Annotated in this window: 20 protein-coding genes; 1 reads left to right on the plus strand and 19 read right to left on the minus strand. The window is 54.5% G+C overall.

Going from position 1 to position 23,638, the window contains the following annotated elements:
* Positions 1-105: 105 nt before the first annotated feature.
* The 19 genes from LAO21_11660 to LAO21_11750 all read right to left on the minus strand — a co-directional run bounded on the left by LAO21_11660 (position 106) and on the right by LAO21_11750 (position 19,808).
* Positions 106-627 (minus strand): helix-turn-helix domain-containing protein, encoded by a 522-nt coding sequence (locus tag LAO21_11660; protein ID MBZ5553369.1) that lies wholly within the window; start codon positions 625-627, stop codon positions 106-108.
* 53 nt (positions 628-680) lie between these two features.
* Positions 681-1,262 (minus strand): site-specific DNA-methyltransferase, encoded by a 582-nt coding sequence (locus LAO21_11665; protein MBZ5553370.1) that lies wholly within the window; start codon positions 1,260-1,262, stop codon positions 681-683.
* A gap of 22 nt (positions 1,263-1,284) precedes the next feature.
* Positions 1,285-3,063, minus strand: coding sequence for an AAA family ATPase (locus LAO21_11670; protein MBZ5553371.1), 1,779 nt, complete (start codon positions 3,061-3,063; stop codon positions 1,285-1,287).
* Positions 3,064-3,333: 270 nt separating this feature from the next.
* Positions 3,334-3,834, minus strand: coding sequence for an oxidoreductase (locus LAO21_11675; protein ID MBZ5553372.1), 501 nt, complete (start codon positions 3,832-3,834; stop codon positions 3,334-3,336).
* On the minus strand, positions 3,831-4,538 hold the full coding sequence (locus LAO21_11680; protein ID MBZ5553373.1) for a DUF3800 domain-containing protein: 708 nt from the start codon (positions 4,536-4,538) through the stop codon (positions 3,831-3,833). The genes LAO21_11675 and LAO21_11680 overlap by 4 nt, the downstream gene beginning before the upstream one ends.
* 136 nt (positions 4,539-4,674) lie before the next feature.
* Positions 4,675-5,952: a DUF2130 domain-containing protein gene (locus LAO21_11685; protein ID MBZ5553374.1), complete on the minus strand. Its 1,278-nt coding sequence runs from the start codon at positions 5,950-5,952 to the stop codon at positions 4,675-4,677.
* A gap of 123 nt (positions 5,953-6,075) precedes the next feature.
* The gene (locus tag LAO21_11690; GenBank protein MBZ5553375.1) at positions 6,076-6,702 is read right to left on the minus strand and encodes an ImmA/IrrE family metallo-endopeptidase; all 627 of its coding nucleotides are present in this window, start codon (positions 6,700-6,702) and stop codon (positions 6,076-6,078) included.
* Between the two features lie 9 nt (positions 6,703-6,711).
* Positions 6,712-7,071 carry a transcriptional regulator gene (locus tag LAO21_11695; protein ID MBZ5553376.1) on the minus strand — a complete coding sequence of 120 codons (360 nt, stop codon included), beginning with the start codon at positions 7,069-7,071 and terminating at the stop codon, positions 6,712-6,714.
* A 148-nt stretch (positions 7,072-7,219) separates the two neighbouring features.
* The gene (locus tag LAO21_11700) at positions 7,220-8,017 is read right to left on the minus strand and encodes a type IV toxin-antitoxin system AbiEi family antitoxin (GenBank protein MBZ5553377.1); all 798 of its coding nucleotides are present in this window, start codon (positions 8,015-8,017) and stop codon (positions 7,220-7,222) included.
* 140 nt (positions 8,018-8,157) lie between these two features.
* Positions 8,158-11,016: a DEAD/DEAH box helicase family protein gene (locus LAO21_11705; GenBank protein ID MBZ5553378.1), complete on the minus strand. Its 2,859-nt coding sequence runs from the start codon at positions 11,014-11,016 to the stop codon at positions 8,158-8,160.
* Positions 11,017-12,445: 1,429 nt separating this feature from the next.
* The gene (locus tag LAO21_11710; protein ID MBZ5553379.1) at positions 12,446-12,646 is read right to left on the minus strand and encodes a hypothetical protein; all 201 of its coding nucleotides are present in this window, start codon (positions 12,644-12,646) and stop codon (positions 12,446-12,448) included.
* 203 nt (positions 12,647-12,849) lie between these two features.
* Positions 12,850-13,170, minus strand: coding sequence for a HigA family addiction module antidote protein (locus LAO21_11715; GenBank protein MBZ5553380.1), 321 nt, complete (start codon positions 13,168-13,170; stop codon positions 12,850-12,852).
* 1 nt (position 13,171) lies between these two features.
* Positions 13,172-13,462, minus strand: a complete 291-nt coding sequence (locus tag LAO21_11720; GenBank protein MBZ5553381.1) for a type II toxin-antitoxin system RelE/ParE family toxin — start codon at positions 13,460-13,462, stop codon at positions 13,172-13,174.
* A gap of 528 nt (positions 13,463-13,990) precedes the next feature.
* Positions 13,991-14,842: a metallophosphoesterase gene (locus LAO21_11725; protein ID MBZ5553382.1), complete on the minus strand. Its 852-nt coding sequence runs from the start codon at positions 14,840-14,842 to the stop codon at positions 13,991-13,993.
* Positions 14,843-14,866: 24 nt separating this feature from the next.
* Positions 14,867-15,466 carry a hypothetical protein gene (locus LAO21_11730; protein MBZ5553383.1) on the minus strand — a complete coding sequence of 200 codons (600 nt, stop codon included), beginning with the start codon at positions 15,464-15,466 and terminating at the stop codon, positions 14,867-14,869.
* A gap of 35 nt (positions 15,467-15,501) precedes the next feature.
* Positions 15,502-16,704: a phosphatidylserine synthase gene (locus LAO21_11735; protein ID MBZ5553384.1), complete on the minus strand. Its 1,203-nt coding sequence runs from the start codon at positions 16,702-16,704 to the stop codon at positions 15,502-15,504.
* Positions 16,701-16,961 (minus strand): hypothetical protein, encoded by a 261-nt coding sequence (locus tag LAO21_11740; GenBank protein ID MBZ5553385.1) that lies wholly within the window; start codon positions 16,959-16,961, stop codon positions 16,701-16,703. The genes LAO21_11735 and LAO21_11740 overlap by 4 nt, the downstream gene beginning before the upstream one ends.
* Positions 16,958-17,926 carry a hypothetical protein gene (locus LAO21_11745; GenBank protein ID MBZ5553386.1) on the minus strand — a complete coding sequence of 323 codons (969 nt, stop codon included), beginning with the start codon at positions 17,924-17,926 and terminating at the stop codon, positions 16,958-16,960. Before LAO21_11745 ends, LAO21_11740 begins: the two co-directional genes overlap by 4 nt.
* A 40-nt stretch (positions 17,927-17,966) precedes the next feature.
* Positions 17,967-19,808 carry an ABC transporter ATP-binding protein/permease gene (locus LAO21_11750; protein ID MBZ5553387.1) on the minus strand — a complete coding sequence of 614 codons (1,842 nt, stop codon included), beginning with the start codon at positions 19,806-19,808 and terminating at the stop codon, positions 17,967-17,969.
* A gap of 1,011 nt (positions 19,809-20,819) precedes the next feature.
* On the opposite strand from LAO21_11750, the gene secA reads away from it, so the two are divergent.
* Positions 20,820-23,549: a preprotein translocase subunit SecA gene (gene secA, locus LAO21_11755; GenBank protein MBZ5553388.1), complete on the plus strand. Its 2,730-nt coding sequence runs from the start codon at positions 20,820-20,822 to the stop codon at positions 23,547-23,549.
* Positions 23,550-23,638: the final 89 nt, after the last annotated feature.

Genomic DNA, 23,638 nt, shown 5'->3' on the forward strand with positions numbered 1-23,638 from the left:
GCGATGCGGCCGGGGGCCATGGGAAGGGGCGCTCTCACATCGGCATGCAGCGAGACGGGCTTTTCATCCAGGCAGACCACGGGCTGACTGCCATCGTAGGGCTTTTCATAGGTCGCCAGCACGTCTTCCATCTTTTCGATGTACTCCGGATTGAGCTCGGCCACGCACCACATTTTTTTCCCGCCACGGTTTTAAGTCGTGGCTTTCAAGAAGAATTCGGATGGTCTCCCGGCCGGCTCGAGGAACGAGTTTGCGTTTCACCGCTTCGGCCGCGATCAGGCGGACGGTCCAGCGGGCCCGGCCGCCGGGGGGAGAGCTACAAACCATCGCAATGATCCGTTGCTTGGCCGAGGCATCCAGCAGCGGCGCCGCTCCCGGGCGCGGTTTTTCGTAGAGAGCCCGCTCCAATCCCCCCCGCTGGTAGCGATGAGCGATGACTCGGACGGCCTTGGGAGTCAGCTTCTTGATAAACTGGGCCACTTGCGGAGCCGTCGATCCCTCCGACAAGTGCAGCAGCGCCAAGGCGCGATACACCACTCGAACTGGCTGCAGACCCCCGTTCAGCACGTGGTGCAGTTCCTTTTGGTCGTGGGGCGAGACATGAATTTGCAAAGGATGTCGTGACATGCCCCGAGTATAGAATGAAACATCTTATAATACAATTGCCTTATAGAACCGTTTCAGGCGGTCAGAAACCTAGCTGATCCGGGCAACGGATTCCGTGTGTTTTTGAACATCTCTCGCTGCTTTGCAAAGACAAGGACATGGTCGTGTATTGCTGAAATGTCGGTCCGGTTTTCCCGCGTGTGAGACTTTTGCCAAAGCACGTTGGCGACAAAATTTACACGCCCAAACACTTCATCGCACAACACCTTCAGGTAATGCGCCTCGTTGTCATCAATTGTGATCCACAGCGACCCATCCGCGGATAGCAAACGGTAGATAATCTCAAGACGATCCCTCATTAAGGAGAGCCATAGAGAGTGTTCTACCCCGTCATCGTAATGAGTGAACGCACTGCCAGTATTGTATGGTGGATCAATGAAGACACACCTGATTCTGCCGGCGAAATCTTGTTCGAGCGCCTTGAGAGCAAGAAGGTTGTCCCCGAAGATGAGTCGATTGTCGAAAACATCGTGGCCGGAGACACGGTGTGAAGCGTGGTACGATTTCTGGCGCTCCTCCAGCAGGATGCGCGGCTCCAGCTTGGGCCGGTTCTCCTTCCCGATCCAAGTGAGCTCCAACTTCACCTTATGATTCAGGCTCACGAAAGTCTCTTGCTTCCTACCCTGCCTCGGTACCTGCAGCGTCAAAGGCTTCGACGGCGGCCTTGAGTTCACCTAATGAGGCCCATGCCAGTGCCCCGCTCGGGACGACTTTTTGTGGATCAATGAGACAATCGAGCACGCTAGCAATTTTCCGGAAGGCCTCCTCATCCGACTTGAGTCTTGCCAATGCCGAGTAGGGCTTATTACCGCCGACGCTCTCACCAAGAAAGGCCTCTTCAAAGTTTGGGATAGAGGCCACCAACCGAACCCTGCCTGCCCGACGCCCCTCTTCAGTAGCGGAGAGAAGTTTTTCATTCTCGGACCAAGCGGAATTAGCACGTTCCTTTTTTGACTTCTTCCCTTGGACCTTCTCCCTGTCAGCATCGTGCAGGATGCCATAGCCCTTATCAAATTGGTCCAGAATTTTACAAAGAGCAGAAAGACAAGCCTTCCCTCGCGCCCTGACCACGTGAATGTCTTTGTATGTTGTCCCGTCTTGGGCAATAACATGTCTAAACGCTGTGTATTCCGTGTCGCCTTCGACGAGCACAGTCTTTCCACCAAAGAAGAATTCAGCGACATATGGATCGCAAAGGTTCAATAGTTTCAACTCAATTCGATCGTCCTCATCAAGCTTCGCCTTCTTCGGCCTGTAGATCGTGGTTCCTTGAACGGTACCGTTCGACAGAAGTTCGACCCGAACGATAGACGTGTTATCACGGGAGAGATCAATAAATACTGGCGAATGAGTTGTTATCATTACCTGCCAGTTCTTCGTTTTTGGGAGGTCGTATAGAACCCTACATGCTTCTCGGATAGCGTCTGGATGAAGACAAATCTCTGGTTCATCCATAAGAAGAAGATGTGGCCGATCTGTACCAGAGCCAGTTCTTCCATCTGCACGTTCTGAAAGAATGCGCAGTGCGGCCCAGATTAGCGTTCTACAGGTGCCGCTACCCTGACGCTCCAAAGTCGTATAGAACCCACCTACCGGGCCCATCTTAAGGAGTGGATCAGGCTTGTATATATTTAGGGCCTTATCGATGTCATCTTCAGGTCTTGCATCAAAGAGGACCGAATACCCCTTAAACACTTGGCCTATCATTTCTGCTAGGCTTTGTTGCACATCAGCAACTGCCTTGGTGGCCTCGTCAGCAATTGCTAAACGTAATTGTTTTATTGAATCCAGAAGCTGCTCATAATCCGTTGGCCCCGTTTCCCCATTCTCATCCGCCTTTTTCTTGCTTAACTCCTTGACTCGCTCTTTGATCGCCTTACTTAGCAGATCAACTACTTCTGTCGCCTGTTCTTCGGGCTTCCGAAATGCGCTCACATAGTGAGCCTGAGGGCGATAAGCCTGAGCGACGTTTGGCGCACCCCAAGGACCTTCGCTTGTGTGCCAATTGTTTTCAGCCACATCCCATCCAACTTTTTTTGGCGTACCCGCCTTGTTCCAAGTCCACATTTCTCGGACGAACATCTCGTTACTCCCAGGGTCCGTTCTCACCCACCTTGCACCCGGTGCAGTCTTTTCGAATACAACCGTCTCGAGCTCAATCGTGGGTGGACTGTTGGCCTCGATCTTGCCGTTAGGAAAGTCGTCTGTAGTCAGCTCGCCCTTCTCTGAGCCATGCTCCATCACGACCTCGTAGGCTCGGAGAATCGACGTCTTCCCAGCATTGTTCGGTCCGACGAGGACCACAATGTCGTCCAGTTCGATCTCAACTGGAGAAGGCCCAATGCAACGAAAGTTCCTGACCTTCAGTTTGTTTAGCCGAGGCCTTGGAATTTGCACGGCCTGCGCATTTGCGGGTTTCTGGTCGTCCTGACTCTTCTTTCTCACCATTTGAGTTTCCCTAATTGGATCGGTCCCCACCGGCCCGACGGTATCAACTGACAACTAAGCCAATAAAGCGTATTCAATACCTGATTCAGAAAATGAAACCCCCACCTAGCCCTTATTTGGAAAAACCTGTTTACATTTACTCGTGGATTATGCTATAAAGATGTCGCTCATTCACCACGTGTGAAAAGAGCTTTCGAGGCCGTTCCGCAAGGGGCGGCCTCAGCCGTTTTGACCCGATTTGTACTTCTCCCAATCCCGAGCAAACTCCTTTTTTTTATGTTCCTTCAACAGGAACGCTGTCTTGAGGAGATAGTAATCGTTTCTTCTCCACAGAATCACGGCATAATCCTCCTCGTCAAGCCAAAGCACGTAGGATCTTTCACGGTTCCGAGGCGCTTGTTCGAAGACTCGGATTCTTGGTTCGTTTTCACTATTTTGGATTACCCAACTGATCCAGCGGACTCGGCGACAGCGCTGAAGATCAATATGCCGGTCATCCTCAATCTTCCCCTCTTGCATCATGTGCCAGAAAGCGAAATGTTTGCCAAAAGTCATGGGTCGAAATTGACATCTCACCGGGAGTCCCCGAAATCTCAGATTTCCAAATGCAACGGTGTCCAGGTAAGTGCGGTACAACTCCTCAAGACACACCCGCCACTTCTCAGTGAAATCCTCCCCGGCGAAATCTTCCACCTCGATGAATGGTGGCAGGTCGCTCAACCAATCACCTCGTCCGGCTGCCACCTGAAAATGTTCGCCTTCGATTCAGTGAGGAGCGTGGAGCGTGTGAGCGAATAGCCGGAGCGCTTACGCATCCGCTGAACCAAGGCCAGCTTCGCACTGTTTCCTTTCAGCTCACGGACAGCATAGCCGACAATCCCGGACAAGAAATCACAAAGCTGGACTTGTTCCACTTCGTGAGAAGCAACAATCTGGACGCGTTCGATAATTTCAAGATCGAAGTCATACACGTTGTGACAGAGCACTTCGTGCAGCTTTTCAACTTTCTGACCACCCCGAGTATCCTTCTGGTCCAGATAAATTCTATATCGCCCTTCGGGACTGAACAGAACCTGGAGGAGTACAAAATACATCTTGTAGTACCAAGTGTCGTGATCTTGTCCGAACGCTTCGTGTCGAAGTCTCGTCTTATCTGCCACGAGTGCTCGAAAGTGCAAGTCAGGGTTTTCAAAGAAATAGTCCAAAACCTCTTGGTAATAGTTCTCTTTCCCTTTTGAAACTTTCCCCCATTTTAACTCGAAGGTTGGACTCAGGTTATGTCGCATCTTGATTTCGTGAAGCCGCGTCGCGATCTCGCGGGTCTTCACTTGGGGAGACCACACGGCCCCCAGGATCATAATCGGTTGCCGGTCATGTTCCAGGTGACAACTCTCATCACAGTAGATGTTGAATATTTGGCTCATATTCGAGCGTCCATCAAGTGCTTCTTCACTTCGTCTTGGCTCCAGACTCCAACGACTCTCCCCGTATTTACTCTTTTCTTTATCTCATTTTGCACCTGGGGATCAATTTCCCCAATCGCAGAGGTCATTCCTCAATCTACACTTCGTCCTCAGATGGAGAAGGATTCAACGCTCGCAATTCCAGCCCTTCAATCTCTTGCAGCGTCTTCCCAGCGATGCCTTGTAGATCGCCGTACATTCCTACGGCCGCCTGCATGACGCGGTCAATCTGCTCCTCCCGCTTGGCCCATTGCTTGGTGATCGCTTTCTTCTCCTTCTGCAAATCCTCGTGCATGGAAGAAAAGGCTTCCACAATAGCTTGGACCCGCTGCCGGAACCGCGGACCGGTCAGGTATTGGTAGACCATTTCCATCTTGGTCTGCTGGCCCTCGGTAGCCTGACGAGCCGTGGCTATCTCGATGAGCGACTGGCGAAGCGCTACCGCGATCGGGATGGCGTATTTGAAGTGGGTCACCCAGATGCCATCGACCTGATCAAATGTCTCGACTCCCTTCGGGAGCGCTTGGGTGGCAATCACGGCAAGTTCTGCCTTGGCCGCGTGCTGGTCGTCGCGGAGCTTCGAGAGCCAACCGTCACTCCAATTCTTGGTTCGTTTGGATTCCCACAGAATCATCCCACAGACCTGGCCGAAGGGACCGATAACGCGCTGCAACACATCGCCCCCGTGTTCACCTTTGGGAACCCGCTCGATCGTGTCCTGAGGAAATTTTTCGGTTAACAGCGCTTCGAGTTCAATTTCTTGAACGTCGCCCTGGGTTTGCTGCGATCCCTGCTCGGCCTTGCGCTTCAACTCCTCAATCTGTTTTTGCATGGAGGAGATGGTTTCCTCTTTCTCCATGACTTTGAGTTTCAACTCATCTTCTGCTTCCTTTTTCGCCTGCTCCCGCGTCGCGGCAAGCCCTGCACGCACGCGCTTCTCAATCGTCAGCTCCACCTCGCGCTTGGCATCGTCCAGTTCGCGCTGCTTCCGGAGAAGGTCAGCCTGGGCTTTTTGCGCCTCGGCCAGTTTCACGTCTCTCTGCCTGAGGACCTCCTCGAGGTCCGCTAATTGCCTTGTCTTTTGTTCCAGATCAGTCGCCGAAGCGAGCTTCGCTTTGCGGGCTTCCTCAGCCGCAATCTTGACGCGCTCCTGGCGCATCTTCTCAGCCACTTGCTGGTCGATTACTTCCTTTTCTTTCGACAGAGCCTCTTCACGCGTTCGGATCGACACTTCGCGCTTGGCGATGTCCGCATCTTTCTGAGCGAGGCGTTGCTCAAAATCCCGGCGGGTCGCCTCGACGAGCGGCGCCGCGAGCGATTCGGTCAGCTTGATCTCGGTCTTACAATTGGGACAAATGATTGTGGGTTCAGTCATAAGGCACTCTCAGGAATAAATTCCAAAATGCAAAATCCAAACAAAAGCTAAATCCAAGGCCCACAGCCCAATCAAGTCTCAGAATCCACAGGGAAATTGGACTGCCCCGATTTTCCTATGGATTTACGGCCGCTTCCACACTTTTTCAATCTTGATCCTCCTTGCAATCACCTCGGGGGACACCTCAAATTTCCTGTAGATTTTTGAAGCCACATATTCGATGACCAAGTCATCGGAGATGTCCGGGTATTGGTCGTAGGTTCTCTTGATATCAGCCCTGCAAGATCCGATTTCCAAAATCAGGGATTCTGGAGGGACAAGCAGCCTTCCTGCAAACTCGTGCGAATGGTATTCCAAAAACCCATACTCGCGATCGGGAATCGATTTCATAATGTTCTTCCACTCATCGATGGAGCCAGGCCGAAATTTATTAACAATGTCCTTATGAAGAACGAGATGGCCCACTTCGTGAGCCAAGGAAAATCTCAGTGGAAAAAGGTTCCGTGGGTTCAAGTATTGGCCCTCATCCACAACAATTGAGGAACAGTCGGCAGTGAGATAGGCATTGGTGTTGCATTTGAGGTATAGGTCGCTCACGGGTCGGATGCCCAATTTCAGCTCAAACTCAATGATGTCTTCAATATCCACGGGAATGCCAGCAGCGGCATACCGCTTTCTGAATTGGTCAGCCTTCTTTTGAATTTCGTATGAATTGAAGAAGGGGGCTTTGAAGAATTTAAGAGTCTTCAATGGCTTTGCCTATTTCTTGAGCAATCGAATCAGTTCGTTCAGTTCCGCTTCCGTAGGCCTTTTTGCACGAAAGGTTCGGAAAAAAACCGGCAATGCATCAACAATTTCCTTATCAGACATCAGGTCATCAGGAACTTTGCCCCGCTCGATAGAGGCGAGATCGAAAAACCGAAACCATTCGCCCCCCCCCTTCTTGACTCCCAGTTGCTTAGCCCAGGCTTCCAACAACTTGCGGTCGCTGGGCGGCGCCAACTCTCCACGCTCCACCTTGCTCCAGTTGCTGGGGTCATGTCCATATTTGAGACAGAACTCACGGAGCTTCATCCTTTTCCGGGCGCGAAGCCCTCGCACAAATTCTCCGAATTTCATCGTCGTCTCCTCGCAAGCATCCCACGCTCTTCCCCTCAAATGATGCACTTTCGTTCGCCGTCGCCATTGTGGTATAAGATATACCACAAGCCGCAGTTGAAATCAACACCCAATGTGGGATCTGTGAATAGGAAATAGGGACTATTCTTCAACCACGCCCTCCAGATTCGCTCTGCCGTGCGTTTATGTCCGGCACGGTAATGTTGTATTTGGGATCAAGCCGCCCCCCTTTGACTAACATGCGCTTCCCCTTGCCGAAATCGACACCCGACAGGTCGAGCCTCTTGACCCAGGGATGTCGACAGCCTTCGGCAAGCACCATGAACAAGCGTTTGACCTTCACCGAGGTACAGTGTGTGACCAGAGACTCGACGACGCGGGGACGTAACGTCGTTAGCCCTTCCATGAGAAGCCTGGCTTCTTCATACGATTGTGCCCTGGGGACCAAGTACAGGACTTCCATGATCGCTCGCTCGCGCGTGGAAAGCTTGAATGAATAGAACCCCGTCTCTCCTTTCGTCAGGCCTTGATTTGGGTCCCCAGCAAACAGGTTTGTGGCTGTGTACCTGACCTTGACATCCCACTGGTATTGCTTGAACCACGTGGGAAGCCTGACGCCGGGAGGTCCGAACCAGGAAACGACGGCATCTTTCCCTAGGGGCAAGTAATGGGCAAGTCCAAGCATTTGCAGTGCCGTTTTCCCTCCTGCGTGAATGGGGAGCCCCATCTGCTCTTGAATGGCATAAAGGGCGCCTGTCCAATCGACCTTATCGCCCAACCGGGCATAGGCCCCCTGACCGATCCGGCGCAGCCACGAATTCTTCTCGTATTCGTGAACCAGTTGCTGGTAGACGCCCTGCTTTTCCAGCCAGGGCGACACTGCGACCGCGCCCGACGGCCATTTTCTGAGAAGCCGGTTTATTTTGCTTCCTTTTTCACTAGTCATACTTGTTAAAATAGCATAATCGTAAACCAATTACAATCACACAGTTTATTAAATATCTAATTTAACAAGTTTAGCTTGTTATAACAGAGATAAAATAAACCATAAACCATTTTCCGGCTAGGGATTACTAATCAAAGGGCTCATGCCAATCTCCATCGGATAGAAAACAATTTCGTTTGGAGAATTCGCTGCTTGAGCTTGCCTTCGATTTGAGCAATAAGCTGCTCGCGGTGGCGATCGATGTCATCCTGTGCGTCAAAGAGGGCGCGGCGCTTGGCGTTTCGTTCGGACTCCAGAGCCTTGACCTGTTTCTGCCCGGCCAGTTTTTCCTCTAACGAAAGGCTGGCGCTGGCCGCTCGTCGTGCTTCCTTGATCTGGCGGTCCAACTCCTTGATCTCTCTTTCAAGCCCCATCTTCAAATCATCGGCCCACCCATCGAGCTTCTCAGCTTCCACCTCAAAAAATGCCGCGTTGCGCCGGGAGATCACCTGCTGGATATCCTCCTGACGACGCCGGAGTAACTTTTCCAACTCGGGAGCCTCACTTCCATTTGGTAGTTCTTTGACCACATGCGCCGGGAGTGCGAACAATCGGCGCGCAGCTTCCTCTTCCAGGGCCTGTCCACTTTCCGTTGCGGCTGCAAACAAGAGGTAATCCTCTGCCTGGTCGAGTGAGTCAACTGTTAAAAGAGAAACGCATAGAGCTCCTGTTTCGCCCACCAAGGGCTCAAAAGCAGTCACTCTGCCCTCATAGTCGCTGTAATTGAAATGGATTTCCACGGGAGGCAAGGAGCGATCCTTGGCACGCTTTAGCACCTGCAAGGCGAGTGGATGGTTGAGGCGGTAAAGATGGGCTTCACCAGACCGGCGAGGAAGTTCATAAAGGCCAAGAGAAAAGTCACCGTTAAACGGAGAAGAGTTCAGGCGAAATGCAGAGTCGTTAAGGAATTCAGCGTGTTCTCCAAGTTCGTGGCGAGTAAGCTCCATCAGCATTTGTTCAAACCGGTTGAGATACAGTCGGGAGCTTTCGTCACTGACCCGCAGTTTCTCCCGCACCTCGTCATCAAAGTTTTCCAACAGTTGCTGGCGGGTGTTCGTCATTGCCTCGTCAATTTGAGCGCTGAGCTCATGCTGGAGCTGGTCGAAGGAAGCGTTGATCTCCTCAGCCGTGCGGCAACGTTGATAGATTTCGACAATACGCCTTTCAAAATCAACACCGGATTCGATGGCTCCCAGCACCTCATCACTGGCGCCAAACACCCCTTCAAAAAGCTGAAACTTTTCGGAGAGAAGCTGAAATACACGTTGGTCAGCCTCGTTTTTTTGGTTCAGGAAGTTGACGACGACCACGTCGTGTAGCTGACCATATCGGTGGCATCGCCCGATGCGTTGTTCAACACGCTGAGGATTCCAGGGCAGGTCATAATTGACCACCAAAGAGCAGAATTGGAGATTTATCCCCTCGGCTCCCGCTTCTGTGGCAATCATGATTTGCCCCTTTTCCCGAAAGTAATCCACAATCGCCGATCGCAAGTCTGCGGTCCGGGAGCCTGTGACACGGTCTGTCCCGGCATGTTCTTGAAGCCAATCAGCGTAAATCTCGCGAGACCCCAGGTCACTATTCGACCCATTAAAAAGAACTATTCCCTCGTGGTATGGGCTCTCGGCAAGGACGCGCACCAAATAGTCCTGCGTGCGACGCGATTCCGTGAAAACAATGGCCTTCCGCGGGCCCCCCAGTCGCTCCGCTTCGATGAAGGCCCTCTCCAATGCGGTGAGTAAAGCCCGCCCTTTTGCATTTTGTTTGATGGATACTGCGAGTTCGCGGAAACTTTCAAGATCGGCGATTTCATGCTCGATTGCTGTGCGGTCTTCCGCAGATAGAGGTTCAACCGGACCGTTTTCGGACCATTCATCAGCCGTCTCATCCAGGGCCTCGTAGTCAGTCACCATGTCCTCTTCCAAAGACTGCGGCGGCTCCTGATTTTTGATCCGCTCCTTGAGTCTCCGGCTCATAGAATCCAACGCCCCTGCGATGGCAAAGGTTGATGAAGCCAGGAGCTTTCTCAGCACCAGGGTGATGAGTGACCGCTGGCTTGCTGGTAGGGCCTGCAAATTGTCCCGTCGAAGATATTCCGAAACAAGGTTGTAGAGTTTGTGTTCCCCTTCCTCCGGCGTGAAGGGCTGCACGATGGGCAGTCTCTTCGTGTATCTGACATAAGGGAGGACTTGCCTTCGAAGTGTGCGCTGGCAGATCGGTTTGAGCCGCGCCTTCAGACTGTTGAAAACCGTTCGGTCATTGAGGTAAGTGAACTGCTCACGAAAACTCTTGAGATCGCCAAAGATGAAGTCGTCGACAAAGCTGACCAGACCGAAAAGCTCGACAAGAGAGTTCTGCAATGGGGTTGCAGTCAACAAGAGTTTCGGCGCGGCTCGAAGCGCCTGCTTAAGAGTATTGGCAATTACGTTGGATGGCTTGTAAACATTTCGCAGCCTGTGGGCTTCATCGATCACAACGAGATCCCAAGGCATTGCAGCGATATCTGTCGCCTTGTTCCGTGCAAAATGATAGGAGCAGATGATGATCTCGTCCGCGTCAAATGGTCGAAGGTTACCCAGCTTGATCTTCTCGTTGTAAGATTTGGTTTCCAGGATTTGACATGGGAGAAAAAACTTTTCCTGGAGCTCTTGATACCATTGCTTTCGAAGGTTGGAAGGGGTTATGACGAGTACGCAGCGCCTTCGTTCAGCCCAGTTCTGGGAAAGGACCAGCCCGGCTTCAATGGTTTTTCCAAGACCGACCTCGTCCGCAAGAATGGCGCCTTTGGAAAGGGGCGATCGGAAGGCAAAAAGTGCCGCCTCGATCTGATGAGGATTCAAGTCAACCTGCGCATCCACCAAAGCGCCGGTGAGTTTTTCGACACTGTCCGAGGGACAGCGCTTGGTGAGCTCATAGGCAAAGAACTTGGCGTGGTAGTCGGTCAAGCTCATGGGGTTCATTGAGTGTTTGATGGGTATGGGCCGACAAGGGGAATGGTACCGGGCCGTGCAGAAGAGATAGGCGTTTGCCGGCCGATGTTGCGAAGGGAGCATAGCACAGGAGGTTTGAAGGCTCAACCGTTGTTCCAGTTGGGGTAATGAGTGAAGGGGCGGGAGGAGCGATACTTGGGAAAGGGGCCGGAGGTTAAAATCCAAATTCCAAACCGCCAAATTCCAAATAAAACCCAAATTCCAAGGAAAAGACGAGGAGCAAGGCCGGTAGCCTCGATTTATCGAATCCTGATTCTCAAGCAGGATTAAAACCCAGAGCCCCATACTTGAAGCAAATTCCAAAATCCAAACCGCCAAAATCCAAACAAAACCCAAATTCCAAAATCCAATCAAAGGCCAAACGGGGCGATCATCGGTGGCGTCTTTGGAGTGCGCAAGCTTGCTTGCGCTTTGATTGGGAGCAGTCAGCCCGCCCCGGGAAAAGCGGGAGCAAGCTCCCGCAGTCCAAAGGGGCAAATTCCAAATTCCAAACCGCCAAAATCCAAACAAAACCCAAATTCCAAAATCCAATCAAAGGCCAAACGGGGCGATCATCGGTGACGTCTTTGGAGTGCGCAAGCTTGCTTGCGCTTTGATTGGGAGCAGTCAGCCTGCCCCGGGAAAAGCGGGAGCAAGCTCCCGCAGTCCAAAGGGGTAAAGTCCAAATTCCAAACCGCCAAATTCCAAACAAAACCCAAATTCCAAAATCCAAGGAAAAGACGAGGAGCAAGGCTGGAAGCCTCGATTCATCGAACCCTGATTCTCAAGCGGGACCAACCCCAGCGCCCGTTAACGGGACGGGGCGAATGAATCAACCCCGATGAATCGGGGTAGCGGCTTCGGGGGGATCGCTACCCGCCGGTGAACCGGCGGGCTGTACGAAGGCATGTCCGCTGAAGCGGACTCGAGAACGGTCAGCCCTCGGAAGAGAAGTAATGCGGGTCAGGCTAGAATGGCGCTTGGATAAGAACCTTGATATGCCAATCGAATTGATTCCTGGAAAAGAAGAATATGATAACGCTAGTCGCCGCGTCCAGTCGTTGAGGTCCGGGTTCCTCTGAGCTTGCCCTCACGAGGTCAAATAAAACCCTAAATTGAAGGAACCCTTTCAGGGTAATCCGTGAATCAAATAAAAATTTTGAACCCAGGGTCGCCCAAGGGGCAACCCTGGGCTATTGAAGGCTTCCCCTTCGGGGAAGAGGAAAAGCTCTTCCAAACGGCGATTCCCGGGATGTGTGAGGAACTGTCTGGAGGCCGTATCCCATTCCAAAATCCAAACCCCAAAAACCAAACAAAGGCCGAATCCTAATCCGCCCCGGCCAAGCATTATGACCGAGGCCTGATGGCTGACAGCTGATCGCTGAAAGTCTGACCTGATTCTGTTGCACATTCTACATTCTTACTTTTTCCCTTCCTCCGGAGCGCGGTATTCACGGGGCGATTCTCTGAGGACCCGGGATCCCGTGGTCAGGGGAATGGCTGCCCGGCGGAGGGTGAGTGCGCGTTGGCGAAGGTCATCGAGCATCCGCAGCTTTTCCACTTCGGGGAGCGAGGCAAGCTTCCGGCGTAAGGCACGCTTGCTCTCCAAAATTCGTTTCATGTCATCACTCATGGGAGGAGCTAGGGAAAAGCAAAATCCAAATTCCAATCCGCCTGCGGCAGACAAATTCCAAATAAGTTCCAAATTCCAAATTTCAAGCGGAAACAGATAACATTTACATCAAGGTCGGGTGACGCACATATTTTGCTCTCTGGAATTTCTGGGGCAGTCCTTGAGAGCCCGCGTCACATCAGCATGGGCGCTCATGCGTGGACGTCGGCCAGCGGATGAAATCTCGGTACCCGAATTCGCTTCTCACGCTTGCGGGCTTGGGCAATGTCGTAAGAGGCTTGCATTCGCATCAGCGTGTCCATCTTCACGCCAAAGGCTTTCTCAATGCGGAGCGCCATGTCACCCGAAAGGTTAGCCCTACCGTTAAGCAGGCTGGACAGCGCGGGCCGGGACACCTGAAGCGCGGCGGCAGCTGCCGTTACCGATAGCCCGGCGGGCTCGATAATCTCAGTCCGAATGAAATCTCCGGGATGGGGCGGGTTCTTCATAGGCATGTCGCTGCCTCCTTTCATCTTAGTGGTAGTCTTCCAAGTTAAGGTCACAGATTTCGCCCTCTGCGATGTCGACACGGAACGGCAAACGGCGGTTGCGAGTGACGGTGAGGCTCCATGCAGCCCTGCGGTCGCCGGTCAGTGTGTGTACTTTCCACGCCGGGAGCGACCGCAATTCCTCGGGGCCCTGCATATCATCAAGAAATACCAGCATCTTGCGGAGCTTGTCCACCATGTCGGGCGGAACACCTTTCGCGTTGTCTTCCGCGTAGAGTCTCTTCAGGCCCTTATGGGCAAAGTTCCGTATTTTCACGTCACAGACTGTAGCCCGTTACGTAACACTTGTCAAGTGAGGCTTTCGTTAGAAGCACAATCCAAATTCCAAGGAAACGACGAGGCGGATGGCTGGAAGCCTCGATTCATCGAATCCTGATTCTCGGGGAGGATTAAATCCCAGCGCCCCGTTAACGGGACGCTGCAGCAGAATCAACCCCGATGAATCGGGGTAGCTGCTCTCGAGATATCCGTCCCCGCCGGTGAACCGGCGGGCTGTACAAAGGCAAGTCCGCTGAAGCGGATTTGAAATCGGTGGGTGGCGCACACATCATAAAAAGCAAATTCCAATCCGCCGAGGCGGACAAATTCCAAATAAATTCCACACCCCAAACCCCAGAATCCAGGCAAAAACCTGATCCCAATCCCACCGCACCGGATTTGGGGATTTGTTCTATGCCCGAGACCCCCGTTGTCCATTCTCAACTGAGGCAAGACAGCCCGTTCTTGTTTGGAATTTGGTCTTTGGAATTTATTTGGATTTTGGAATTTGGAATTTGGATTTTCCTTACCGGGGGGTCCGGTGAATCACCCCGGAGTCGACGGTGGCGCCGGTGCGCGAGATGGTCTGAAACGTCATCTCCTCGCCGGCGATTTCGATCAGCATGAAGGAGCGGTCGGTATCAAATCCCTTGTCGGTAATCGCGGAACGCGCGAGGTCGCGGGGACGCAACTCTCCGGAAGCCCCTTCCGTGAAATAATAGATTCCATGCTGGGGATGGACCCGCTCGTAAATGTGGTCGTGTCCCGAGAGCACGACGTCCACGCCATACTTGATGAACAGCGGCTCCAGCACTTGCCGCAGATCGAGGGCCGGACCATGATATTTCGCCGACGAATAGAGGGGATGATGAAAGTAGCAGATCTTCCAGTCACCCTTGCCGGCATCTTTCAGCTGCGCCTCCAGCCACGCGGTCTGTTTCGGGTCCATGTAATTGCTGTTCAAAACAAAGAAGCGCACGTTGCCCTTTTTGTAAGTGTAATAGCTCTCCCCGTTCATGTTGAAGGGTTTGTAGAAGCGTTCATTGGTATTGTCGTGGTTTCCCAGCGACGCGTAGAACTTGACGCCGGCATCAATGAGCGGCTGGTAGGGCACCGCAAACTTCCGGTCAAAATCGGCCGGTTTGCTGCCACCGTAAATATTGTCGCCCAGCATGGTCACAAACTCGAAGGGGAACGATTCACGCGCCTTGAGCATTTGTTGGGCGATCTCATACTGAGGCGGCTTGCCCGTTCCCATGTCTCCAATGGCGGCAAAGCGGACCGAATCGGGCTTGAGCGGAAACTTGAACTCGTCCGCTCCCAGGCCCGACAGAAGAACGGTAAGGAGGATGAAAAAAAGAAAGAGGCGGCGTCGCATGAATTATTCCAGTATGTTTAGAATCTACGGAAGCGCTTCGTGAAGCAGGTCAACCACCAGATTTGCTCTCGTGTCGACCAGGACTAAATCGCGGCCCACGATGCGGTAGGCCAGTTCGTCCGGCAGGGCTGGAAGCTTCTGCAAAAGAGTAGGGGGGAAGGTCGTTTCGGCGATTGCATCCGGGTAGATTCCGTTCACCTGCAGGCGGACTCCCTTGACCCTGTCTCTCTGTCGGAGGGTAGCGCGTGCAGTGGCGTTTTCAGGGTCCTGCCAAACGCTGCGGATCACATGCCGAAATGCTTCGCGGCTGGCATGGACGAAGATGTCGCCAGGCCGGGCGTGGGGCCGCGCCTCACGGATTTTTCTCGCCATCGCTTGTTGGTGCGCGGCAATCATTTCCGGCAGTTCCTCCTTGTTCTTCAGGGCCGGAAGCTGCTTTTCGACCGCCTTGTGGAGTTTGAGATACTCCTCCACGCGGACTGTGAACTGCTTGAAGCCCGCCGCGTCGTCTGTTTGTTCTTTGTTTAGGGTAGCCACCTGGCCCGCAAGCACCCCGGCGGCAGCAAGGGAGAGTGCTGCCAGCAGGGCAACCTCCCGGTACGAAACCCGATTCTTCGCTCTCATTCGACTCTTCCCCGCGGCAGGATCACCGCTCATGCCTACGATTCACTCTTGGCTTCCTTGGTTTCTTTGGCTTCTTTAGCTTCTTTGCCTTCTTTGACGCCCTGGGAATCTTGTGCTTCCTGGGCTTCCTGGACCGCTTCCTTGACGGCTTCCTTCACTGCCTTCTTGACCACCTTCTTCATGGTGTCCTTGACGGCCTTATCGTTCAGCACGTCGTCACCGGCCTTGGCCACCGCTTTTCTCACGGCGATCTTCACGGTGGCTGCCAGAGGATCCAATTCCTTCGTGAAGACTTGAACCGCCTTCTCTGCATCCGCTTCTGAGACCGCCGGGCGCGTCTCCACGGGAGCTTCCGCCTCTTTGGGTGGGGCCGTCTCCAGGGGCGGGGCCGTTTCTTTCTTAGCGGTCGTCGCGGTCCAGTCCGATTCAAAAGTGTCGATCAGTTGTTTCACAACCCGGGCATCGCGGACAATGAGACCGACTTCGCGGCGCGCGTCCAGTTCCAAGGTGCGAAGGCTTTGGCTGCCGACGAAGGCCTGGCGCCGGTCGCGGATAATCGTGCGTGTATGCAGCCGTGGGGCGCCGAGTTTCCGCACATCCAACGGGACGCGCCCGGCCACCGAGCCGATGACCTTGACCTCGACACCCGCTTTCACCCGCTCCTGCAAGGCGCGAAGCATCTCCTTGTCCGAGATCCGGGGGTCGTAGACCAACAATTGTTTCTTTGCCCGTCTCAGAAACGTGGCCAGTACCTTCCGGGAGTTCTCCGGGCTGACGACAAACGTCTCTTCTCCCGGCATGAACTTTGTCCGGGTGCAGTCGGCCTGGAACAGTTTTGCCGCTTCGCGGACCCAGTCGGCATGGGTAGTGACGATGCCGAAGCCACGGCTGTGGTCGATATCCAGATGCGTGAAATTGAATGACAGGACGCACAAGACACGGCGATCGATCAAGATGTACTTGCCGTGATAACGGATCAGGTCGTCGGAGGTGCGGGCCACAATGATGCCGGCGGCGAGGCAGCGCAGTTCCAGCTTGCGCAGGCCCTGTTCGCCGCCGCGGTTGGCAAATGCGATCAAGGCGGTCACCTTGACGCCCCTCTCCGCGGCCGCCTTCAGCGCCATCTCCACGTCTCGGCGATCGAAGCGGAAGATGGCAATCTCCACGCTCCGCTTCGCGCTCTTGATGGCAGAAAGCAGCGGCCCCACCCCGTCAGCGGGCTCGATGATCAGTTTCATGCTCGAATCTCTCCGGCTTTAGCCTTTCGTCCCATCCATGTTGAGTTGCACAAGGTTTGGTAGCCGTGATCCCGTTTTTTGGGATCGCGGGTTCTTTCCCGGCCGTTCGCAAAAGCCCGTGATCCGCGGAAAAGCATGCGGATCACGGCTACCAAAGCGTTCCATTCGAGAGATGGGGTCATCCGCCACCATTTTCTATCAATAGATGCTTCAAACGGCCGTTTCGGCGAGCCGCCTGCCGCTTTCTTGATGATCACAGGGCTCGAAGGTCCGCAATTCGCTTGCGCACGGCCTCGGTGTACACCGTGACGTCTTCCGGCCCATAGCCTCCGGCGCGGAAGCAGTCGCGGACCTGTTCTTCAGAAAGCATCGCCAGCCTCTCCCCCAGCCATTTCGCGTCGGCGCGCGGGATGTGTTGGGTGACCTTTTCCATATCGGATTTGGCGTGCAGCACAAAATCAACGAAGTCGGGCCCGGCATTCCCGATAAATTTCGAGTTTGCATATTCTTTAGCATCGCTCTTGGATCGCGAGAGCCGATTGCCCGTATTTCCTAACGTGGCCCCCACGTCGCTCACCACGTACCTGCGTTCCCCGTCCACCTCGTAGATCGAGTTGTTTACTCGTTTTAAGTCCCAGTTGTTCAACAAAGACATCATTATTCGCAGGCCGTTCAATTCCTGCTTGTTGAGGAAAGGATTGTCGAACCAGCCCCAATCGCCGAGCTTCTTCACCCCTTTCGGCTTGCGTTCCAGGCGCGCTTTGTGGACCGTGCCGTCGGCAGAAACAAAATTACTTCCACGGCCCAGCTTCGGCATTCCCGCCACTTTAATTTCCGCCAGGTAATAGTCCTCATCCACGAAATAGCCGGCGGCCCACAATAAGCGCGTCGCCGCGGTTTCCGACTGGGGTTCCTGGCCCAGCTTCACCTTCCACTGGACACCCTGCTCGTCTTTGATATCGAACTTCGGACTGGTTCCTTGCTTGTCTTCCTTGACGAAGGTGTATTTGCCGTTCGGGTCCGGCGCGTGCTCTTTCCCGCCGACACCGTAGAGCAGGTTCAAGGAAGCGACGTCGCCCGGATCACGCCAGATCAATTCCGGCAGGTTGGCGGGATTCCCCTTCTGTTTGTTTTTATCTTTCTTCGGCGCAGCGAATGATGCCGAAACCGCCAACAACATCAGCATCATTATGAAGTACCGCCTGGCTTTTGTTCGTCGCATGGTTTGTGCCTCTTCCCTATTGAAAAAAACTATTAACCGGCTACCGGGTAATTTGTGGTTTGCTGAGCGCCTCGGGAGTCTGGATCTTGTATAATTCTGCATACACTCCGTTTTTCGCCAAAAGGGCCTCGTGGGTGCCTTGTTCCGCCAATTCGCAATCTTTGATCACAAAGATAACGTCCGCGTGGCGGATGGTATCGAGATGATGTGCGATGACGACGGAAGTTCTCCCTTTCATCAGTTTGTCGAGGGCTTCGATGACGGACTGTTCGGAGGCCGCATCCAGGCCCACGGTCGGCTCGTCGAGAATCAGAATGGGAGTATTGCGGATGACCGCCCGGGCAATGGCAATCCGCTGGCGTTGACCGCCCGAGAGCGTGACGCCGCGCTCGCCGACCATGGTGTCGTAGCCGTCGGGCATTTCCTCGATGAATTCCCGTGCATTGGCCAGTTCGGCGGCGCGCTTGATTTCTTTGGGCGCGGCGCCGGGTTTGCCGTAAGCGATGTTTTCCCAAATCGTGGCGCGGAAGAGGAGGGTGTCCTGAAGGACGAAACTGATCTGATCGCGCAACGACTTCAGGTGATAGCGGCGAAGGTCGGTGCCATCAATTCCGACATGTCCGGAAACGGGATCGTAGAAACGCGGAATCAAGCTCACGAGGGTGGTCTTCCCGGTCCCCGAAGGGCCCACGAACGCCGCGACCTGTCCGGGTTCGATCTTGAAGCTGATGTCCCGGAGTACCTCCTTCTCCTTGTCGCCTCCATAGTTGAAGCTGACCTGGGCGAACTCAATTTGACCTTTGAACTTGGGGGCCCGGCGTGCGCCCGGCTCGTCCTTCACGCGGCTTTCAATCTCCAGGACTTCCTGGATACGCTCGTAACCAACCATCGACTTCGACACGGTGTCGGTCATTTTAGAGAGATCACGCATCGGCTTGTACATCTTCCCCAGATACAACAGGAACACAATCAGCGTCCCCGTGGTCAGCTGGTCGGCCAGTGCCAGCCGTGCCCCGTACCACAACACCAGGCACGTCCCGATGGCCACGATGACCTCCACCACCGGTGCAAGCTTGGCCTTGACGGCTCGCGCCTGGAGCCCGGCTTCCACGTTTTCCAGACTTTCAGACTCGAACCGCTTTTGTTCGTAGTCTTCCCGGGCAAATGCCTTGACCACGCGGATGGAGGTCAGCACCTCCTCCACCAGGGAGAGCAGCTCGCTTTCTTTCTTTCGAACCGCACGCGAGGCCTTCTTGATGCGCCGCGTGAAGGAATAGACCACCAGGAAGAGCACCGGCGAGACAGAGAGGGCAATGAGGGTGAAGCGCCAATTGAGATAAAACATGACCCCGATCATGCCCATCAACGTCATGACGTTGACCAGAATGCCGAGGAGGGCTGAGTTGATGAAGTCCTGGACGGCTTCGATGTCGCTGGTGACGCGGGTGATCAGGTCGCCGGTCCGCGATTCATCGTGTTCGGCCAGGGACAGCCGCTGAATGTGGTGGTACAGGGTCCGGCGCAGGTCGTGCCCCACCCATTGACTGACGCTCGTGGTCAGGTATTTCTCGAAATAGGCGCTGACGGCGCCGACGATCGCAATGAGAGCGACCGCGGCGACGGCGAAGTTCAGAACCGCATAGTGGTCCTGGCCGAACAGCCTGGTAATAATTCCGGCCAACCGGCCGGGAAGTTTGCCCGAACGCTGAATGTTATCGACGACAATTTTGATGGGCCACGGCTCGAGAATATCCGTGAGCGCTTCGCCCAGCACGGCCACCAGCGCGAGGGTCAGCGCCTTCCAGTGAGGACGAACCACATCGGTGATCCTCAGTTTTCGCGAGGACCCGGCCGCGGGAGGTTTGTCAGCCCTATCGGTCATACCATCTTATGGGGCTCAGTAGGCCGGACGCTACGGCTGTGTTTAATCGACCTGATTTCATGAGGCGGTGGTCGGTTCGAGCGCGAGAATCTAATTTCCGGAGAACCTCGCTTTGCTCCGCCATGCTACTCAGGGGCAACTTGGGCGTCTGTTCAAATAAGCACATCCCCAACGGTTCCGGACAGAATGGGATGGGGATCACCTACATCAGAGTTGTGTCAAGAGGCAACACTCCTGCCCGTGCCCAGCCAAGAGCTTTGTGTGTTACTCCCGGCTGCGAGTGAATCAATTTTTTGCTAACCGCATCCATTATAAAACAAAAGGGGTCCGGCTGCGACACTTGACACCACCGGACAGGATTGAACGGGTGGGATTGCTAATCATCTCTTTGGCCTCTCGGTTGTCAAATGTCGCCGGGCTGTCCGCTTTTGTGGCGTCGAGGAAGAGGAGGACTCCATCGAGAAAAGCAAAATCCAAAGTCCAAACCTCCAGATTCCAAATAAACTCCAAAACCCAGAATCCAAGCAAGAACCAAATTCCTATCCACCGCAACGGATTTGGGGATTTGTCCGACGGCCGAGACCCCCATTGTCCATTTATCGCTGGGGCAAAAGGGACCCCGTTTCTGTTTGGATTTTGGTCTTTGGAGTTTATTTGGAATTTGGATTGACGGATTTGGGGATTTGGACGATGGCCGAGACCCCCATTGTCCATTTATCGCTGGGGCAAAAGGGACCCCGTTTCTGTTTGGATTTTGGTCTTTGGAGTTTATTTGGAATTTGTCCGCCGCAGGCGGATTGGAATTTGAATTTTCCTTCTCGTGATGGGGGCGCTGAGGTGAGACCGATTGAAAGGCCCTTTTGCCTTGACGATGCACGAAAATAGGGACAGGCACCCAGGTGAATGCGACCTCCAGATCTTCGAGCGGGAGGTGCCAGTCCCTATTTTCTTGACGATGTAGGAGGCCAATCTTAGAATGAAGAATTGTAACTCGCCACAGAAAGCGACGGAATGCTCCTCGACAACATTCTCAAGAAGATCTTTGGCAGCCGTAACGACCGTGAATTGAAGCGGATCCGCCCGATGATGGCGGCCGTCAACGACTTCGAATCCCGGATTCAAAAGCTTACCGACGATCAACTGCGGGGTAAAACCGCGGAATTCAGGGAAAAACTGCGCCAGGGCGCCGCGCTGGACGATCTCCTCCCGGAGGCATTTGCGGTGGTCCGCGAGGTGGGCTGGCGCCAGCTCCAGATGCGCCATTTCGATGTCCAGCTCATCGGCGGCATCGCGCTCCACGAGGGAAAGATCTCGGAGATGAAGACGGGGGAAGGCAAGACGCTCGTCGCCACCCTGCCGGTCTACCTGAATGCGCTCAACGGCCGCGGCGTCCATGTCGTCACCGTGAACGATTACCTCGCCAAGCGCGACAGTGAGTGGATGGGCAAGATCTATCATTTTCTCGGCCTCTCGGTGGGCGTCATCCAGCACGATCTCAGCGATGAGGAGCGGCGGATCGCCTACTTCAGCGATGTCACCTACGGGACGAACAACGAGTTCGGGTTCGATTATCTGCGCGACAACATGAAGTTTGATATTCACGACTGCGTCCACCGCATGCTGCCGACCGAGGAACAGACCATCCACAAGAAATCCGGCAACCGCATCCTTTACAGTTACGGGATTGTCGACGAGGTGGATTCCATCCTGATCGATGAAGCCCGCACCCCGCTCATCATCAGCGGCGCCTCCGATGAATCGACCGACAAGTATTACAAGATCAACGGCATCATTCCCAAGTTGATTCCCGAAAAGCATTACCAGATCGACGAGAAGTTGAAGACGGCCACATTGAACGAAGAGGGCGTCACCGCCTGTGAACACCTGCTGGGGGTCGAAAACATGTACGACCCCTCGCACATGGACTTGATCCACCACGTCTACCAGGCCCTCAAGGCCCACACGCTGTTCAAGAAGGACGTCGATTACGTGGTGAAGGACGGAGAGAACGGACCCGAGGTGGTTATCGTGGACGAGTTCACGGGCCGCCTGATGCCGGGCCGTCGCTGGAGCGATGGGTTGCACCAGGCGGTCGAGGCCAAGGAGGCGGTCAAGGTGGAGCGCGAGAACCAGACGCTCGCCACCATCACCTTTCAAAACTACTTCCGCATGTACAAGAAGCTGGCCGGCATGACCGGCACAGCCGAGACGGAAGCCGCCGAGTTCCTGAATATTTACAACCTCGAAGTGCTGACCATTCCCACGAACAAGGTCCTCCTTCGGCACGAGTTTCCGGATGTGGTCTTCCGGACCGAGCGCGAGAAGTTCAACGCCGTGGTGGATGAGATTGCGGAGCTGCATGGCCGGGGACAACCCGTCCTGGTGGGAACCATCTCGGTGGAAAAATCGGAACGCCTTTCCTCGATGCTGAAGAAACGCGGCGTCAAGCACGTGGTGTTGAACGCCAAGTACCACGAGAAGGAAGCCGAAATCGTGGCGCAGGCCGGGCGGAAGTCGTCGGTGACCGTGGCGACCAACATGGCCGGCCGCGGGACCGACATCCTGCTGGGTGGAAATCCGGAATTCATGACCCGCGCCGAACTGCGGCGCCTGAACATCGATCCCGCGACCGCCGAGAAGGAACAGTGGGACATTGTCTATTCCCGGGTTAAGGAGACCTCCGACCGCGAGCACGACGAGGTGGTCGGCGTCGGGGGACTCCATATCCTGGGCACGGAACGCCACGAGGCGCGACGCATCGACAACCAGTTGCGCGGCCGCGCCGGACGGCAGGGCGACCCCGGCTCGTCGCGCTTCTACCTGTCGCTGGAAGACGATCTGCTCCGCATCTTTGGCGGCGAACGCATCAAGACGATCATGACAAAGTTCGGCATGGAGGAAGGCGTTCCCATCGAATCGCGCATGATTTCCAAACGCATCGAAGCTGCCCAGAAGACGGTGGAGGCGCACAACTTTGACGCCCGCAAACATCTGCTCGAGTACGACGACGTGATGAACAAGCAGCGCGAGGCGATCTATGGGATGCGCCGTCAACTGCTCGAGGGGGGAGACAAAAAGGAGTATGTCCTCTCGCTGATGGACGAACTGGTTCAATCGTTTGTCGACACGAATTGCCCCAAGGACGAACATCCCGATACGTGGAATGTGAAAGGGCTGCGGATCGAAGTCCAGCGCCAGTTCGGGGCGGACCTCAAAGCCCTTGGCGTTGAGGTGGAAAAATTAAACCACGATGAGCTCCTCGATGAACTCATCAAGAAGCTCGAGGACAAATACGCCGAGAAGGAGAAGCAGATCGGCGAGCAGGCGATGCGGTTTCACGAGCGCGTCATCATGCTCAACGTCGTGGACCAGCAGTGGAAAGACCACCTCCTCGACATGGATCACCTCAGGGAAGGGATCGGACTGCGCGGTTACGGTCAGCGCGATCCGCTGGTGGAGTACAAGCGCGAATCCTACGACATGTTCCAGGCGATGATGCAGCGGATCAGCGAGGATACGCTGCGGTACCTTTTCCTCATGCAACCGATCACCGAGGAACAGCAGCAGCGCGAGGTGGAGCGCAAGCGGCGGCGGATCGAGAAGGAACTCACCTTCAGCGGCGGTGAATCGGCTACGGAAAAGCCTAAGCCCGTCCTGCGCGGGGAAAAAATCGGCCGCAACGATCCCTGCCCGTGTGGCAGCGGGAAGAAGTACAAGAAATGCCATGGGGCCGTGGCGTGAAGAAGGTGTCGGGTGCCGGGTGTCAGGTGTCAGAAAAGAGTTGCCAGTTGCCAGTGACCAGTTATCATTCAGAAGCAATCAATTCTTCA

It is taken from the genome of Terriglobia bacterium (assembly GCA_020073085.1).
Classification (GTDB): domain Bacteria; phylum Acidobacteriota; class Terriglobia; order JAIQFV01; family JAIQFV01; genus JAIQFV01.